This window comes from Paracoccus sp. SMMA_5_TC (assembly GCF_009696685.2).
Taxonomy (GTDB): Bacteria; Pseudomonadota; Alphaproteobacteria; order Rhodobacterales; family Rhodobacteraceae; genus Paracoccus.
Genome location: NZ_CP102356.1, coordinates 64,705 through 78,247 on the forward strand (window position 1 = coordinate 64,705; position 13,543 = coordinate 78,247).

The following is a 13,543-nucleotide window of genomic DNA, read 5'->3' on the forward strand; positions in this document are numbered from 1 at the left end:
GTTATTGGTGAGGGGGGGACCGTTATCTAGTGAGCCGGATCGGCTCAGTAGTCAGAAGCTGGGGATCGGCGCCTTGTATTCCAGCGCGGCCGCAAGGAGGTCGCCCGTGAGGGGCTGCGGCGTGCTCATCGCCTCGGGCCATGGCCGATACTGCGGCAGGATCCACGTTTCCTTCGGATCCAGCAGAATCTGCCCCTTGGTGCGGGGCGGCTGATAGGACAAGCCGAACTCGAGGTAGGCTTCCGCCTGCGACAGGAACATCATGAAGCTCTCGTTCAGCTCGCCCTCTATCGCGGCGCCGACTTCCTCGGGCGTCTCGTTGTGCGTGAAGGCGATCATGAACCAGTCGAACAGCACGGCGCAGAAATGTGCGACGGGCTTGTAGGTCTTCCAAGCCTTGCGCAGGTCGTGGCTGTTGCGCGGGACGTTGGGCAGCTTGACCCGTTCGAGAATGAACACGGCCTTGTTGACGCTCGCCCCGCCCGGCAGGTCGGCGTGATGCATGGCCATGCGCCGCACCAGCGCGAGGATGAGACCGGCCGCGAACCAGCCGCCCACGCGCTTCTCCATGTCCTTCTCGAAGAACCGGAAACCGGGCGCCATGCTGACGGTCGCATGACCTCCGGCCTCATCGAACCATGCCTCGAACTCCTCGTGCGTTGCCATCCACGCCTCGTGCTGCTCGATGGCGAGGATCGTGTCCTCCCACCCGTCTGCCGCCGCGGGGTCCGGAAGGGCGTCGCGCTTGGCCTTGAGGTCGGCCAGATGGATCGACATCAGCGTGGCGACATACTCCCGGCGGGATTGTTCGTCGGCAATGTCGGGCCATGCCATGACGGTGCGGACCGCGATCTGAGCGCGGTAGAGGCCTCCGGGTGCCAGCAGGTGTCCATAGTCAAGAACGGGCATCGTCGGCCTCCGCGTTTTTCTTGTTTATGATTTGTTCCGCGGGGCTCTGCAACACGAAGGCGCCCACCGTCTCGGCGGCCTTGCGCAGCGGATCGTCGAACAGATGGGCGTATCTTTGGGTCGTCTGGACCTGCGTATGGCCGAGCATCTGGCCGATCAAGGGCAGCGACGCGCCCGCCGACACGAGGATGCTGGCGAAGGAATGGCGGATGTCGTGGATCCGGACATTCGGCTGGAACTCGGTCCTGGGCTTTCCCTTGCGGTCGAGGACCGGCTTGCCCTTCGCGTCCAGCACCGGCACCTCCGCGCCGAGCCCCGCCCGGCGGCAGACCGAGACCCACGTCCGCTTGATCTCGGTGAGCGGCTTGCCGGTCGGGCCGGGGAAGACGTAGGGGCTGGGCGGCGTGCCCTCGGCCTCGGCCTTTGCCTTTGCGGCGGCCTTCATCTCGACCAGCAGCTGCACGGCCGGGCCCGAGAGCGGGACGCGGTGCAGCTTGCGCTGCTTGGTGTGCGCCGAGGGCTTGGTCCAGACGCCGTTCTCGAGGTCGAACATCTCCCATGTCGCGCCCAACGCCTCGCCGCGCCGCGCGCCGGTCAGCATCAGCAGCTTGATCGCGTTCGCGGACATGGGCTCCGAGTGGTCGTTCAGCGCCTGCGCCAGCGCCGCGATCTCAGTGCGGTTCAGATAGCGGTTCCGCTTCTCCTCCTGATTGCGGCGCACGCCCGAGGCGGGATTGTCGTCGCGCCATTTCCAGCGGATCGCGAGGTTGAACGCCTTCCTCAGCACCTCGACGGTCCGGTTTGCGCGCACGGGCGTGCCGCGGATCTCGGTGATGTCGCGGTGGAGCGCGTCCACATCGTCATGGCTGATCTGGGCGACCTTCATCTTGCCGAAGCGGGGCAGGATGATCTTCTCCCACATGATGCGCTCGTCGGCCTGACTGCGCTCGGCCTTCTTGGGCAGGTGCTCGCGGGCGTAGCGCTCCCACATCTCCTGCACGGTCGGCGCCTCGCGCTGCGCCTGCCGCTCGCCCATCGGGTCGTGGCCGAGATCGACCTCGCGCTTCATGTCCTTCGCGGTCTGGCGCGCGGCGGCCACCGTCCAGTCGGGCCAGGCGCCGATGGTGATCCGGCGCTGCCGCCCCTCGGCGCGGTAGTCCAGGACGAAGGACTTGGCCCCGCCCGGCGTCACCCGCAGGGCGAACCCCTTCACCTCCGCGTCCCACAGCATGGTCTGCCCGCGGACCGGCGGCAGGGCCTTCCGGGCGGCGGCTTCGGTCAGTCTCTCGGTCATTCCGGCATCCCCCGTGTCAACACTGTGTCAACACATCATATGGCCGTTTTTGTCGTTCGCTGGCGGCGAGTAACAGGCAGTCGCGCCAGATAGCTTTGATAAAACAGCCGTCTAGGAGACTAGGCCGGAAAACGCGTCAACAATCAAGGCTCTAGATGTTGTGTTGTATCTGGCTCATAACCTGAAGGCCGCAGGTTCAAATCCTGCCCCCGCAACCAGTCTTAGCGAAGATCCAGCCGCCTCATACGAGGCGGCTTTTTTGCTGTCCGCCGCCGACAGCAGCGCCACCAGATCGCCCTGCAGGTCGAGATCGTGGCCGCCGTCCGCGGCGTTCCACGACACATCGATCCGCGCGATCAGCCGGTGCAGCTCCTCCGACGCCCGGCCCACCACCTCGCCGCCCGAGAGCGTCCGGGCCAGATCCGCGACATGGGCGCGGTAGAGCGCGCCGAGATCCGCGGGAAGGGCGATCACCGTGCCGGCCTCGGCTGCGACCTCCGCCCGCAGGGCGGCCAGCTCAGCTTCCGTCTCGGTCAGCCCTTCGAAGAGCGAGGGGTTCGCGTGGCCCGCGGCGATCGCGTCGCGAAACCCCTGCCGCTTCTGCTCGAGGCTACGAATGGCACTGTTGCGCCGGGCGATGCGCTCGCTCGCGCCGCGGTTCTGCTCGGCCAGATGCCGGGAATGGTCCCTGCGGAACTGCGCCACGGCCTCTTCCGTCATCAGCGCCTCGCGCAGCCCGCTCAGGATGATCTCCTCGACCGCGGCCTTGCGCAGCCCCGGCATGCCGGGGCAGACCGCCGCGCCCTTCTGCTTGGCATTGGCGCAGTAGTAGCCCTTGGAGCGGCCGCTGCCGGCCACGATCAGCGCGCCGCCGCATTGCCCGCAGTGCACGAGCCCCGAGAGCAGATACCTGCGCCGCAGGGCCGCGCCGCGTCTTGCTCATGATGCGCCACTTCACTCAAGGGTGGGGCCTTAAAGAGGCTACCTGCCCAGCGGGCGCAGTCATCGCCATGGCCCGAGAACCCATCAATGACCAGGGTCGATCCTTACCTGATGTGCTCTTTGAGCATCCTGTCGGACTTGCAGATGACATAGGTCTTGTCGTTGATTTCCTTGACGTCGAGATAGACGTCGCCCTTGGCGGCAATGCGGCCTTCGGGATCCTTGATGCATTTCCGGGCCTCGGTCAGAGGGTGCTGGATCACCGCCGTCGCGGCGGGTATTCCAACGTTCTGGTTGACCCCGCGCTGGCGGTGCGGGTTCCGATACATGCCGAGAACGCAGGCAGCAGCCTGACCGGTTCACGCCAGCTTGTGCCGCAGCGGGATCAGACCAAGCGCCGCGACGAGGGCAAAGGCGGCGCCAGCAAGGAACGTCGCCTCGGACCCGAAGCCCTGCCACAACCCGCCAGCGATCACGCTGGCCAATAGCAGTGCGCCGCCGGTGATCAGGTTGAACATGCCATAGGCTGTCCCGCGCAGCTCGGCCGGCACCGCCTCGGCAACCAGCGCGGACAGAAGTCCCTGCGTGACGCCCATGTGCAGCCCCCAAAGCGCGATGCCCAGAGCGAAGCCGGTGAACCCAGGCGCCAGCGCCAGCATCAGATCGGATGCAATCAGCAAGCCAAGCCCCGCCATCAGCATCGCCGGTCGGCTCATCCGGTCCGAGAGCACGCCCGCAGGCCAGGCCGACAGGGCGTAGACCGCGTTCATCCCCACCAGAACCAGTGGCACCAGCATGAGAGGCAGACCCACCTCCTCTGCCCGCAGGATCAGGAAGGCCTCGGAGAACCGTGCGAGCGTGAACACGGTCGCCACAGCGACAATGGCCCAATACATGCCGCCCAGAAGGCGCAGTTCGTCGCGCGACAACGGGTTGCGGACCTTGCGCAGCCCTGCCGGGCGGGCGGGCTCCTTCACGGCAAACAGCATCAGACCAAGCGCCATGAAACCCGGGATGACGGCGACCCAAAAAACGGACCGGAAATTATTGGAAAAAGCCCACATCAGCACGATGGCCAGAAGAGGCCCCAAGAAGGCACCGACAGTATCCAGAGACTGGCGCAGGCCGAAAGCTGCGCCGCGCCGCCCTTCAGGGGCGAGGTCAGCGACCAGCGCATCGCGCGGTGCGCCGCGGATGCCCTTGCCGACCCGGTCGATGAAACGGGCAGTGACCACCCAGCCGATCGACGGCGCGAGCGGAAATACGGGCTTTGTCAGGGCGGCGAGACCGTAACCCATGGCGGCCAGCTCCTTGCGCCGCCCAATCCGGTCCGACAGCGCCCCGGAAAACACCTTGGTGATCGCGGCCGTCGCCTCGGCAATGCCTTCGATCACCCCGACAGCAAGGGCGGTCGCACCAAGTCCTATGGTCAGATAGACGGGCAAGAGCGCATGGATCATCTCGGATGAGATATCCATCAGCATCGACACGAAGCCGAGCGCCCAGATCCCCGCGGGCAATCCCCGCCAGGCTGATGCGGCCTTGTCCTCCGTCGTTTCTGCCATGGCGGCCTCCTCGGTCTGGCCTGGTGTTCCGGTCGATCAGTCGTGGCGCTGACACTCCGCCGCAGCTTCGGTCCGTGTCACACCGATATCGTCCAGCATCCGGTCCTCGAGCCGAGCCAACGCGGCGCGCTGCCTCTGCCGGTCTGCCCAAGCCAGCAATGGCGACGGTTTGCCGCTCGGCACCCCCGGCGGGAAATGCGGAAAGAAAGATTTCAGGCATGCGGTCCGGTTCATGTCCATCCTCCGGGATCAGCCGTTCTCGCCCTTCGCGTCGAAGACCCGCTTGGCGTAGTCATCCAGCACGGCCTCGCAGCCGTCCAACCGTGTTCGCGCTTCGTCGGCGCGCGCGGCGCCATAGAAATCGAGCTTCCCGATCTTTTCCAGCCAGCCCTGAAGCTTCTTCAGATCGACGTCGTTCTCTTCCAATTCGGCATAACTGTAATGGCCGGCCGCGATTTCCTTTGCGACCTCGCGTTCGAAGTCGTCGCATTTGTCGATGAATTCGGCATAGGCTTCGTCCCGGTCAGCCTTGAAGCGGGCCACAACCTTGGCCTCTTGCGCCTGATCCAGGGCCACGGTCTGAAGGATCACGCTCTCACCCTTGGCCTTGTCGATGTCGTTCTCGACCATCTTGAGACGACGGATATGGTCATCCGTTCGGGGCAGCACGCAGACGCCGTTCTGAAGATAGACGGCCCCCATTCCCTTCAGCTTGCGCCAGATGGCGATGCGTTTTGCCGATGGTTCGGCAGGGATCTTGTAGGTCAGGAGAAGCCATGTGATATCGTTCATGTGGACATTATTGATGTAACAGCAGTTACATGTCAATAGTGCAAGAATCGAATTGACATGCCCGCTTTTTGTGGCGGCGGCAGGGTAGAAGGAATTGCAGCCGGGCAGTCGACCGGTTGGCAAGCGTGAATCATCAGCATCATCAGGTTCGATTTCACCGTCACATCAACCTGTGATTGATTGCGCTGAGGCTGATGCTCGATCCCTTGTTGAAAGCGCCGCACTTACGCTGGTCAACCGTCGGCAATTGGAACCGGCAGATTTCGAGCATCAGGAAACAGGTGCGGTGCTGTTAACCGAACGGGGAAGGCGCGTTGTGATCGAGGCATGGCAGGCACGCAAGCGCAATGACCTCCGCCACGCCTGGTTTGACGAAGCGGCCCCACTTGGCCTTTTCCCGCAATTGCAAGCCCAGCTTCTTGCGCGGCACCTGCGGGGCGAGCTGGACGGCTACCCGGCGTTTGTGTGGGGATGACATGTTGGTGCTGGTGACCTACCATGTCCGGACGGACACCAAGGAAGGACGGCCCGCCTTCGACAAGACGCTCGGGCATGCGAGGATTACGGCCAGCGGGTTCAGCTTTCTGTCTTCGAGTGCGATCTCGACCCAGGCCTTTGTGTGCGCTTGCGGGCGCGGCTGATCGACTTGATCGACCCCGAGCAAGACTCTCTCCGCTTCTATGTGTTGGGCCGGGAAGGGCGGAGGCGGTCCGCAGATTCAGGCGGCCTTTTCCAGATTTTTCAATGCGGTATTGAAAGGCAGTCGCCCCCATGCGGGGGCGTGCGCTGCGGTGCGGGTCGGCGACTGCGAGCTTCTCGCGGCGATGGTGGGCACTAACCAGACGGAACACGTCAATCGTGAAAGGCACATCCCACCCCAGCTGAAAGCCAAGTCGTCGCTGGTCGGAACGGTAAGACCCAGAGCGCATTTTCATCGCCCTTGATCATCGCGGGACCTCGTTGCGGCGGTTCAGAACACGCCAAAGAGAAATCACGCACGATCTTTCAATTTGCTGGACCGAAAGGGTCGCGCCATGCGATGAAGGTCGCCTTTTCAATCCCAAGGAGGAATCGCCATGCGACCCGGTCGCACTCAGCCCCTGACCCTGACACGCCGCGCTCTCGGCACCCGGCTTGCCGGTGCTGCTGCTGCGATCGGCTTCGGGAATGGTGCTGCGGCCAGCAGCATGGCGACCCCGGTCCCCGTCCTCGACCCCGATCTGCGCGATGCGGCATTGCGTGGCCTGGCGCTTGCAGGTTACCGCGGCGATCCCGTCACTGCCGCCGCGGCCAATGCGGCCATCGAGCGGCTGGCCCAGACCGACCCCGAGAGCGCGATCCTGGCACGCCTATACCAGATGCTCGACGTGCGCCCGGCGCAATACTGGCCCGAGGACGTGCCCGAGGCGGCCGCCGCCGACTTGGCAACACTGCACGCCGCCATCCGCGCCTGTCAGCCAGTGTCGATCGGCTACACAGACCTGTCGGGGAACGAGACTGCGCGGACGGTCCTGCCGCTGGCGCTGGTGCACCCGCCGCAGGGCGTAAAGCTGCTCGCCTGGTGCGAAGAGCGCGGCGACTTCCGCCAGTTCTTCGTTCGGGCTATCCGCGATCTCACCCCGCGCGCGGGCAACTTCAGCGCGGATCGTCTGGCATTGCTGGAGGGCCTGCTTGAAAAGGAAACGGGGCGGGCCTGACGCCTCCGGCCTCTGCCGCCAGACCAGACGGCTTCCAAACCAGTGGCTTCCTCGAGGGTGGATTCCCTGGCTTCCCGCCGGGAATCCACCATCGCCACACACTGATTACGCAAGCCAGTGATCTGTGCAGCCATCGCGGATATTGCGCGCGTGGGCGTTCAAGAAAAGAAAGATAGTCGCCAAGGCAGAGGCAAACCTTGGCGCAGGTTTGAAAGCTGGAACCCTGATCCTGCAATGGAGCTTGCACTAAAGCCCCGCCATTTGTCCGAGCCGCTAACGGCACATGTTGGTGGCGTAGATGCCGACCGAGCGGTGAAAGGCGCGCAAGGGGCTGGACAGGATCTGGTTCTTGACATCCTGGGCGGGCTGGCCGGCGGCGTCCTTGAACTGGCTGCGCTCGGCGATGGCGCGTTCCATGTGGGCGGTCAACGCCTGCTGCAGTTCGGCCGTCCAGCCGGTCGGCGGGTCGGCGGCGAATTCGGCCACCATTTCCAGGATTTCGTCGCGCAGGCTGGCAAGGATCAACGCCTGGTCCAGTTCGTAGGACAAGGGCGGGCGAAAGCCCTGTGCCTGGCCCTGCGCGCGCAACATTGCATCGGTAACGCCCAGGGTTTCGTCTGATGGCACCACCAGGATGCGGATGTTCCGGTCCGGCTTGTGCTTGCCGGGGCGGCGGCTTTCGAACTCGATCCGGACGGTGGTATTGGCAAGGATCTCTTGCCGCTCGGCCTCGGTCAGGGGGGCGTCTCCGGTCAGGGCGGAAAAATCCTGAACGTTGAGCGCGTGCTTGACACGGTTTTCCAGCTCTCGCAATTCCGCAGGCGAGACGCCGGCCTTGCCGCGGGCCGACAGTTCGACCATCAGGCGGCCGATGTATTCGACGTTCAACGCCTGGCCGTCGCTGCCGGGATCGCGATCGATGCGGCCATCGGGGTGCAGCCAGTGCTCGGCCTGATCGACCTCGCATCCGACGACGATGTATTTGCGTCTTTGGGGCATGTCAGGGACTCCGGTTGCTGCGCACAAGGGTTATCAGTTCGAGCATGGTCGCGGGGCTTGGCATTGCCGCGGTTTCCGGGGCGGGCGGAGGCATCACCACCCGGTCGATGATGCCCTTGACCGAACTGCGCAGCAATGCGCTGCCCAGAGGGCCGAAGCCCCCGCGCTGACCGTGCAGATGTGCCTCAACCATCAGGAAATGGAACAGTGGCCCCCATGCCAGCGATTCCGGGGTGACGGCGGCCGGCGCGTCGGGAAAGCGGGCGGAAAATTCGGTGGCCAGGGTCGCGGGCGTGCAGGCGCGACGCCAGCGTGTCGGCAAGGCATCGATCGCCTGACGCATCGCGGCATTTCCTGCCCGCAGCGGATCGGCGTGATCGGCCGATTGCGCGTCCAGCATCATGATCGAGACGGCGGTGATGGGCACGCGCATTTCCGCCGCCACACTGGCAGAGATGCCGGTCAACGGGCCGCCCGGTTTCTGGCCGAAAAACAGCGGCCAGTCGATGTGCCAATCGGTTTCCGCATCGCTGATGCCATAGCCGCGCCGCAGCAGCCCGCCCAGATTGTGCAGCCCCGAGCGTCCCAGGTGATAGGCCGACAGGGGAAGCGCGTGGAACGCCCGGCACAGCCCGTGCAGCAGCGAATTTTCATCCAGCTGCCAGGCCGGATCCAGTTGCGTCGCGGACAGCGCGGCGATGTCGGGATGCAGAAAACGTGCCAGCAGGTCACCGGTGAGTATGGCGTGCCAGCAGCGCGTGACATGGATGCGCGCCAAGGCATAGGCGCGCAGCGGCGGCAGGCCTGCGGCCAGCAGCGGCCGGGCGATGAGGTTGTGATATTGCATCCAGGCCACGGCCAGTTCGTGCAGCATCAGGGAATCGCGGTTGCGTTCGTCGTAAAGCGCCCGGATCGGCTGCGGGTCGGGATCGGCCAGCGTGGCCTGACCTCGTGCGTATAGCCGCGCCAGGCGCGCGCCGGGGGTGACGCGGAACAGGCAGGTTTCCGGGTCAAAGACATGGGCAAGAAACGTCGGCCCGGGGCCATAGATCGTTTCCAGTGTCAGCGGATTGTCGATCAGGTTGTAGCGCAGGGGCGGCCGGTCCGGCAGCGCCCCTGCGGGGCGGGCATAGGGCACGGTTTCCGCCAGAACGGTGCTGCCGATGTCATGCCCCATCAACTGCGCCAGGTAGGTGTAACCCGACGGGATATGCGCCACCTGTCCCAGGCAGGCGCGCCGCCAGGCCGGGTCCGGCCGCAGCAGGATCTCTGGCCGTGCCTGTGCGATTTCGGGCGCAGGATCGCTGGGCGGCAGAGCGCCGGCGCCTGTTCCGGCGTCGGCGCGGGCGCGCAGCATGGCAACCGCCAGCTCGCCGCGGCGCGGTGCGCAACCGGCAGGACAGGCGCCCGATGGGCCGGATGTGGAGGTGTCGCCTTGGTTCATCGGGCTCCTGTCAGAAATAGGGCGATCCGGTTTCGGCAGTGAAGGGCGGCGGGGCAACGTCGGGCTGGCAAAGCCAGACGCTGAGCGGGGCCCCCGCACCAGTGATTTCACGACATTCCGGCCTCGGAGGAAAAGTGTTGACAGATTCCCTGCCGGGTGGGTCTGGCATGGAGGATCGCAGCAGCATCGGCAGTCGCCTCGTGTAGTCGCGAATGCGATCATTCACCGGCCGCAGCGCCGGCACGCCGCCGGTCGAACGCGCCGCCAGAAGCTCCATCAGGTTCAGCTCCATCAGCAGCAGTTCGCGCAGCGCCTTGCCTGCCGCGGCGACGGGATCGGCATGCGTGCCGAAACCCAGGAGCGGATCCTGACCCTCGACGCTCATGCTTCGACAGATCATGGTGATCGGACCTTGGTGCATGTCGATCTGCCACCAGTCCGTGCGCCTGCGCAACGCGGCCCCGTCGCGCATCTGTTGCAACTCGGCTGTCAGTCCGCAGCTGTCCAGCCAGAGCGGCGGCATCGCGTGGACACGGCTATGCCCCAGCCACCATTTGGCGACGGCGAAGCGCTCGCATGCCTCGTTCAGTGCGGCTTGTCGGGCAATATGCGGGTCGGGATGGGCAGCAAGCCCGTCACAGCGCGGATCAAACGGGCGGGATTGCCCGCCGCTGCGATCGCGGCTGAGCATGTTCAGGGCCAGAATTTCGGCGGTTTCGCCCAGACAGCGATTCAGCGCCTCTTCGCGGTCCATCCCGGCGCCGCTGGCGGTGCGCCCGTCGCGCGTCAGCGCCTGCAGGATGGACAGTCCGGGCGCAAAGAAACTTTCGCGCCAGTCGTGGCGCAGCCAGGTGGCAATCAGGGCATCGGCACTGTGCAGCGTCTGCATCGCGGGTCGGGCGTCCGTGGTCGATTCGGTCATCATCGGCGTCATGACCTAGCTTTACGTGCAAGGGTGTGATCGCGGCGTGAATTGTGATGTCCCGGCCCCCAGCTGCCAGTGCCCCAGGGTCAGATGCCGCCCCTGTCCCTGCAGACTGTCGATCAGGCGCAGTTCGTCGACCCGCCACAGGATCGGGGGCACTGCAATCGGATCCGGCCGCAGCGGCCGCCCGAAAGCCAGCGTCACATGCGCGGTCACATTGTGACATGCGACCCCAAGTCCTGCTGCGGTGAGCAGGCGCCAGCATTCCTGAGCCAGCGCGTCCGCCTGCGGATGCGGCTGGGAACATGTCAGCACCAGGGGCCGCGTGCGCCGTCGCTGGGGGCCGAAGGTCGTCAACCGGTCCAGTCGCAGGTCGAAGGCTGGAAAGCTGAGCGGTGCAAGTGCGGCCCGAACCGCCTCGATCAGTTCCGGCTCGGCTGCTTGCCTGCGCCATAGCGGCAGGATGGTCATGTGCAGGGTGTGCCCGCGAAAGCGCTCGCGCCGCCCGATGCTGCGCCATGCCGCCTCGATGCGCGCGGCGACAATCGGCGGCGGCACTGCCAGCAGCAGCAGAAAGTGCGGCAAGGGCGTGGAAACTGGATCGTCGGGCATGGATCGAGGATAGGCGAGACCTTGCCGATGGCAAAACGCTTTCGGGCGCAGCCGGGCTTTGTCGTTAACCCCATCCGTGTCACCATGATCCGGTTCGCAACCCAAGGGGATCAGATGGACCGGTTGACCGCGCGCCTTGAGGCGCTGGAAGGACGCGTGATCGCGCATAGACGCATCTTGCAGCAGCTGGTGACACTGGGCGGTGCCGATCTGCGTCAGAAGATGCTGCTGTGGCTGGACGAACGCGCCGTGATGCAGGACGCCGAGGAAGATCCGGGCGTTCTGCCGATCGAGGCTGCCGCGTTGGAACTGGCCCTGGCCGACGAGATGCGCCTGTTGCATGCTGCATTGGCCGAGCGGTCATGAGCCAAACTGCGCGCTTGCAAAGTTACCGCTAACATGTCAATGCGCAGCGTCAATAGGGCAGGGTCCATCCCTGCTGAAGGGTGAGGAGGACACCATGACCCCTGTTGAACCTGTCTATGGCACGGCTGGTCTGCTGCTGATTGCCGCCGCCGCGGTGCTGACGTTGCTGATCCTGATCATGCGCTTTCGCTTGCATGCCTTTGTCGCGCTGGTCCTGGTCAGCTTGCTGACGGCGGCGGTCGCGGGCATTCCGCTGGGCGATATCGTGCCGACCTTGCTGCAAGGTTTCGGCTCGACACTGGCCACCGTGGCGCTGCTGGTCGGCTTTGGCGCCATGATAGGGCGCTTGCTGGAGATCACCGGCGGCGCACAGGTGCTGGCCGACCGCCTCATCGGCAGTTTCGGCGCGCAGCGGGCACCACTGGCGCTTGGCGTCGCATCGCTGCTGTTCGGATTTCCGATCTTCTTCGATGCCGGGCTGGTGGTGATGCTGCCGATCATCTTCAGCGTGGCCACGCGCTTCGGCGGCTCGGTGCTGCTTTATGCGCTGCCTTCGGCGGGGGCATTCGCGGCCATGCATGCGTTGCTGCCGCCGCATCCCGGACCGGTCGCGGCCGCGGATCTTCTGGGCGCGGACATCGGGCTGATGGTTCTGGTCGGGCTGATCGTGGCGCTGCCGACCTGGTATCTGGGCAGCTACCTGTTCGGCCTGTGGTCGGGGCGGCGGATCGTTCTGCCGGTGCCGCAGATCCTGGGCGTCGTCGAGCCCAAGGACCAGCAGGGGCCGCCGCCGGCCTTCGGCACGGTAATGACCATCCTGTTGCTGCCGCTTGGGTTGATCTTTCTGAACACCGGGCTCAACACGCTGGCCACCATGGGGCTGGTCGATGGCAAGGCGGGCTGGGTCACGCTGCTGCGGCTGTTGGGCCAGACGCCGGTGGCGCTGCTGATCACGCTGCTGGTTGCCATGGCATTGCTGGGGCGCGGTCGCAGCCGCGCCCAGATCGAACGGATCATGGACGGGGCCCTGGCGCCCATCTGTGCCATCATCCTGGTCACCGGCGCCGGCGGCATGTTCGGCAGCGTCCTGCGAGCCAGCGGTATCGGCGAGGCGCTGGCCGCCAGCCTGGATGCCGCGGGCCTGCCGCTGATCTGGGCGGCCTTCGTGATCTCGACCGCACTTCGTGTGGCGCAGGGCTCGGCCACGGTGGCGCTGACCACCACCGCCGGCCTGATCGCGCCCACCGTCGCCGCCACCACCGGCCTTTCGGAACTGGACCGCTGCTTTCTGGTCGTCGCCATCGCCGGCGGGGCCACGGTGTTGAGCCATTTCAACGATTCCGGTTTCTGGCTGGTCGGACGCTTCCTGCAGATGGACGAAAAGACCACGCTCAAGACCTGGACAGTCATGGAAACGCTGCTGGGCAGCATCGCCTTCGGCTTCGCCCTGCTGGGCTGGTGGCTGCTGTGAGCGGCGGGCTGCAACATGTGGTGGTGATGGGGGTTTCGGGCTGCGGCAAAAGCACCACCGGTCAGGCATTGGCGCGGGAACTTGGCTGGGTCTTTGTCGAGGGCGACGCGTTTCACCCCGCGGCCAATGTGGCAAAGATGCGGGCGGGCACGCCTCTGACCGATGACGATCGCTGGCCATGGCTTCGGGCGCTTGCGGACGAGATTGGACGGCACGATCGAGCCGGCCAATCCGTTGTCCTCGGCTGTTCTGCCCTGCGGCGTTCCTACCGCGATGTGTTGCGCAGCGGGGCGGCGCGCGTGCGTTTTCTGCATGTCCATGGCAGTCGGGCACAGTTGATCGCCCGTCTGCAGGGGCGGAAGGGACATTTCTTTCCGCCGCAACTGCTCGATTCACAGTTGCAGACACTGGAAATGTTGCAAGCCGACGAAGATGGCATGATGATCGACCTGGGACTGGGGGTGGATCAGCAGGTGCTGCTGGCTCGGACCTGGATCGAGACGCCCGAGTCCTGCTAGCGCGCCCTT

The 13,543-nt window shown here is 65.4% G+C and carries 16 protein-coding genes and 1 pseudogene; 6 read left to right on the forward strand and 11 right to left on the reverse strand.

From position 1 onward, the window contains the following. Positions 1 to 51: 51 nt before the first annotated feature. The 7 genes from GB880_RS14015 to GB880_RS14045 all read right to left on the reverse strand — a co-directional run bounded on the left by GB880_RS14015 (position 52) and on the right by GB880_RS14045 (position 5,502). Positions 52 to 909 (reverse strand): hypothetical protein, encoded by an 858-nt coding sequence (locus tag GB880_RS14015; protein WP_154493862.1) that lies wholly within the window; start codon positions 907 to 909, stop codon positions 52 to 54. Continuing rightward, entirely contained in the window at positions 896 to 2,203 is a 1,308-nt protein-coding gene (locus GB880_RS14020) for a tyrosine-type recombinase/integrase (RefSeq protein ID WP_154493863.1), read from the reverse strand. The genes GB880_RS14015 and GB880_RS14020 overlap by 14 nt, the downstream gene beginning before the upstream one ends. Before the next feature lie 174 nt (positions 2,204 to 2,377). Next, positions 2,378 to 3,061: a hypothetical protein gene (locus tag GB880_RS14025; RefSeq protein ID WP_263467406.1), complete on the reverse strand. Its 684-nt coding sequence runs from the start codon at positions 3,059 to 3,061 to the stop codon at positions 2,378 to 2,380. A 188-nt stretch (positions 3,062 to 3,249) separates the two neighbouring features. Then, entirely contained in the window at positions 3,250 to 3,474 is a 225-nt protein-coding gene (locus GB880_RS14030) for a hypothetical protein (RefSeq protein ID WP_154492081.1), read from the reverse strand. A 30-nt stretch (positions 3,475 to 3,504) separates the two neighbouring features. Continuing rightward, a complete protein-coding gene (locus GB880_RS14035) occupies positions 3,505 to 4,710 on the reverse strand; it encodes an MFS transporter (protein WP_229774314.1) in 1,206 nt (401 codons plus the stop codon). A 36-nt stretch (positions 4,711 to 4,746) separates the two neighbouring features. Beyond that, the gene (locus GB880_RS14040) at positions 4,747 to 4,944 is read right to left on the reverse strand and encodes a DUF1127 domain-containing protein (protein ID WP_195840871.1); all 198 of its coding nucleotides are present in this window, start codon (positions 4,942 to 4,944) and stop codon (positions 4,747 to 4,749) included. 15 nt (positions 4,945 to 4,959) lie between these two features. Next, a complete protein-coding gene (locus tag GB880_RS14045) occupies positions 4,960 to 5,502 on the reverse strand; it encodes a Chromate resistance protein ChrB (protein WP_154492075.1) in 543 nt (180 codons plus the stop codon). A 94-nt stretch (positions 5,503 to 5,596) separates the two neighbouring features. On the opposite strand from GB880_RS14045, the gene GB880_RS14050 reads away from it, so the two are divergent. From GB880_RS14050 to GB880_RS14060, 3 genes and pseudogenes are all read left to right on the forward strand, one after another. Further along, on the forward strand, positions 5,597 to 5,977 hold the full coding sequence (locus GB880_RS14050; protein ID WP_154492072.1) for a CRISPR-associated endonuclease Cas1: 381 nt from the start codon (positions 5,597 to 5,599) through the stop codon (positions 5,975 to 5,977). Position 5,978: 1 nt separating this feature from the next. Then, positions 5,979 to 6,211, forward strand: a pseudogene (gene cas2 / locus GB880_RS14055) (CRISPR-associated endonuclease Cas2); the annotation flags it as partial. A gap of 367 nt (positions 6,212 to 6,578) precedes the next feature. Beyond that, positions 6,579 to 7,199, forward strand: coding sequence for a helix-turn-helix transcriptional regulator (locus GB880_RS14060; protein ID WP_154492069.1), 621 nt, complete (start codon positions 6,579 to 6,581; stop codon positions 7,197 to 7,199). A gap of 273 nt (positions 7,200 to 7,472) precedes the next feature. Here GB880_RS14060 and GB880_RS14065 read toward each other — a convergent pair whose 3' ends face one another. From GB880_RS14065 to GB880_RS14080, 4 genes are read right to left on the reverse strand one after another with little or no spacing between them, the layout of a single operon-like run. Beyond that, on the reverse strand, positions 7,473 to 8,198 hold the full coding sequence (locus GB880_RS14065) for a hypothetical protein (RefSeq protein ID WP_154492066.1): 726 nt from the start codon (positions 8,196 to 8,198) through the stop codon (positions 7,473 to 7,475). 1 nt (position 8,199) lies between these two features. After that, a complete protein-coding gene (locus GB880_RS14070; RefSeq protein WP_263467407.1) occupies positions 8,200 to 9,642 on the reverse strand; it encodes a hypothetical protein in 1,443 nt (480 codons plus the stop codon). A gap of 10 nt (positions 9,643 to 9,652) precedes the next feature. Continuing rightward, complete coding sequence (locus GB880_RS14075) at positions 9,653 to 10,576, reverse strand: YcaO-like family protein (protein ID WP_263467408.1); 924 nt, start codon at positions 10,574 to 10,576, stop codon at positions 9,653 to 9,655. 9 nt (positions 10,577 to 10,585) lie between these two features. Continuing rightward, on the reverse strand, positions 10,586 to 11,179 hold the full coding sequence (locus GB880_RS14080) for a 2'-5' RNA ligase family protein (protein WP_154492060.1): 594 nt from the start codon (positions 11,177 to 11,179) through the stop codon (positions 10,586 to 10,588). A 114-nt stretch (positions 11,180 to 11,293) separates the two neighbouring features. Here GB880_RS14080 and GB880_RS14085 point away from each other — a divergent pair, with 114 nt between their 5' ends. The 3 genes from GB880_RS14085 to GB880_RS14095 all read left to right on the forward strand — a co-directional run bounded on the left by GB880_RS14085 (position 11,294) and on the right by GB880_RS14095 (position 13,534). Beyond that, a complete protein-coding gene (locus GB880_RS14085) occupies positions 11,294 to 11,545 on the forward strand; it encodes a hypothetical protein (RefSeq protein WP_154492057.1) in 252 nt (83 codons plus the stop codon). Between the two features lie 94 nt (positions 11,546 to 11,639). After that, entirely contained in the window at positions 11,640 to 13,016 is a 1,377-nt protein-coding gene (locus GB880_RS14090; protein WP_154492054.1) for a GntP family permease, read from the forward strand. Continuing rightward, on the forward strand, positions 13,004 to 13,534 hold the full coding sequence (locus GB880_RS14095; protein WP_327077766.1) for a gluconokinase: 531 nt from the start codon (positions 13,004 to 13,006) through the stop codon (positions 13,532 to 13,534). Before GB880_RS14090 ends, GB880_RS14095 begins: the two co-directional genes overlap by 13 nt. Positions 13,535 to 13,543: the final 9 nt, after the last annotated feature.

Excerpts from the sequence above, each read along its gene's own strand:
- GB880_RS14015 (WP_154493862.1), bottom strand. The coding sequence starts at position 909 with ATGCCCGTTCTTGACTATGGACACCTGCTGGCACCCGGAGGCCTCTAC.
- GB880_RS14020 (WP_154493863.1), bottom strand. The coding sequence starts at position 2,203 with ATGACCGAGAGACTGACCGAAGCCGCCGCCCGGAAGGCCCTGCCGCCG.
- GB880_RS14030 (WP_154492081.1), bottom strand. The coding sequence starts at position 3,474 with ATGTATCGGAACCCGCACCGCCAGCGCGGGGTCAACCAGAACGTTGGA.
- GB880_RS14035 (WP_229774314.1), bottom strand. The coding sequence starts at position 4,710 with ATGGCAGAAACGACGGAGGACAAGGCCGCATCAGCCTGGCGGGGATTG.
- GB880_RS14040 (WP_195840871.1), bottom strand. The coding sequence starts at position 4,944 with ATGAACCGGACCGCATGCCTGAAATCTTTCTTTCCGCATTTCCCGCCG.
- GB880_RS14045 (WP_154492075.1), bottom strand. The coding sequence starts at position 5,502 with ATGAACGATATCACATGGCTTCTCCTGACCTACAAGATCCCTGCCGAA.
- GB880_RS14060 (WP_154492069.1), top strand. The coding sequence starts at position 6,579 with ATGCGACCCGGTCGCACTCAGCCCCTGACCCTGACACGCCGCGCTCTC.
- GB880_RS14065 (WP_154492066.1), bottom strand. The coding sequence starts at position 8,198 with ATGCCCCAAAGACGCAAATACATCGTCGTCGGATGCGAGGTCGATCAG.
- GB880_RS14070 (WP_263467407.1), bottom strand. The coding sequence starts at position 9,642 with ATGAACCAAGGCGACACCTCCACATCCGGCCCATCGGGCGCCTGTCCT.
- GB880_RS14075 (WP_263467408.1), bottom strand. The coding sequence starts at position 10,576 with ATGACGCCGATGATGACCGAATCGACCACGGACGCCCGACCCGCGATG.
- GB880_RS14080 (WP_154492060.1), bottom strand. The coding sequence starts at position 11,179 with ATGCCCGACGATCCAGTTTCCACGCCCTTGCCGCACTTTCTGCTGCTG.
- GB880_RS14085 (WP_154492057.1), top strand. The coding sequence starts at position 11,294 with ATGGACCGGTTGACCGCGCGCCTTGAGGCGCTGGAAGGACGCGTGATC.
- GB880_RS14090 (WP_154492054.1), top strand. The coding sequence starts at position 11,640 with ATGACCCCTGTTGAACCTGTCTATGGCACGGCTGGTCTGCTGCTGATT.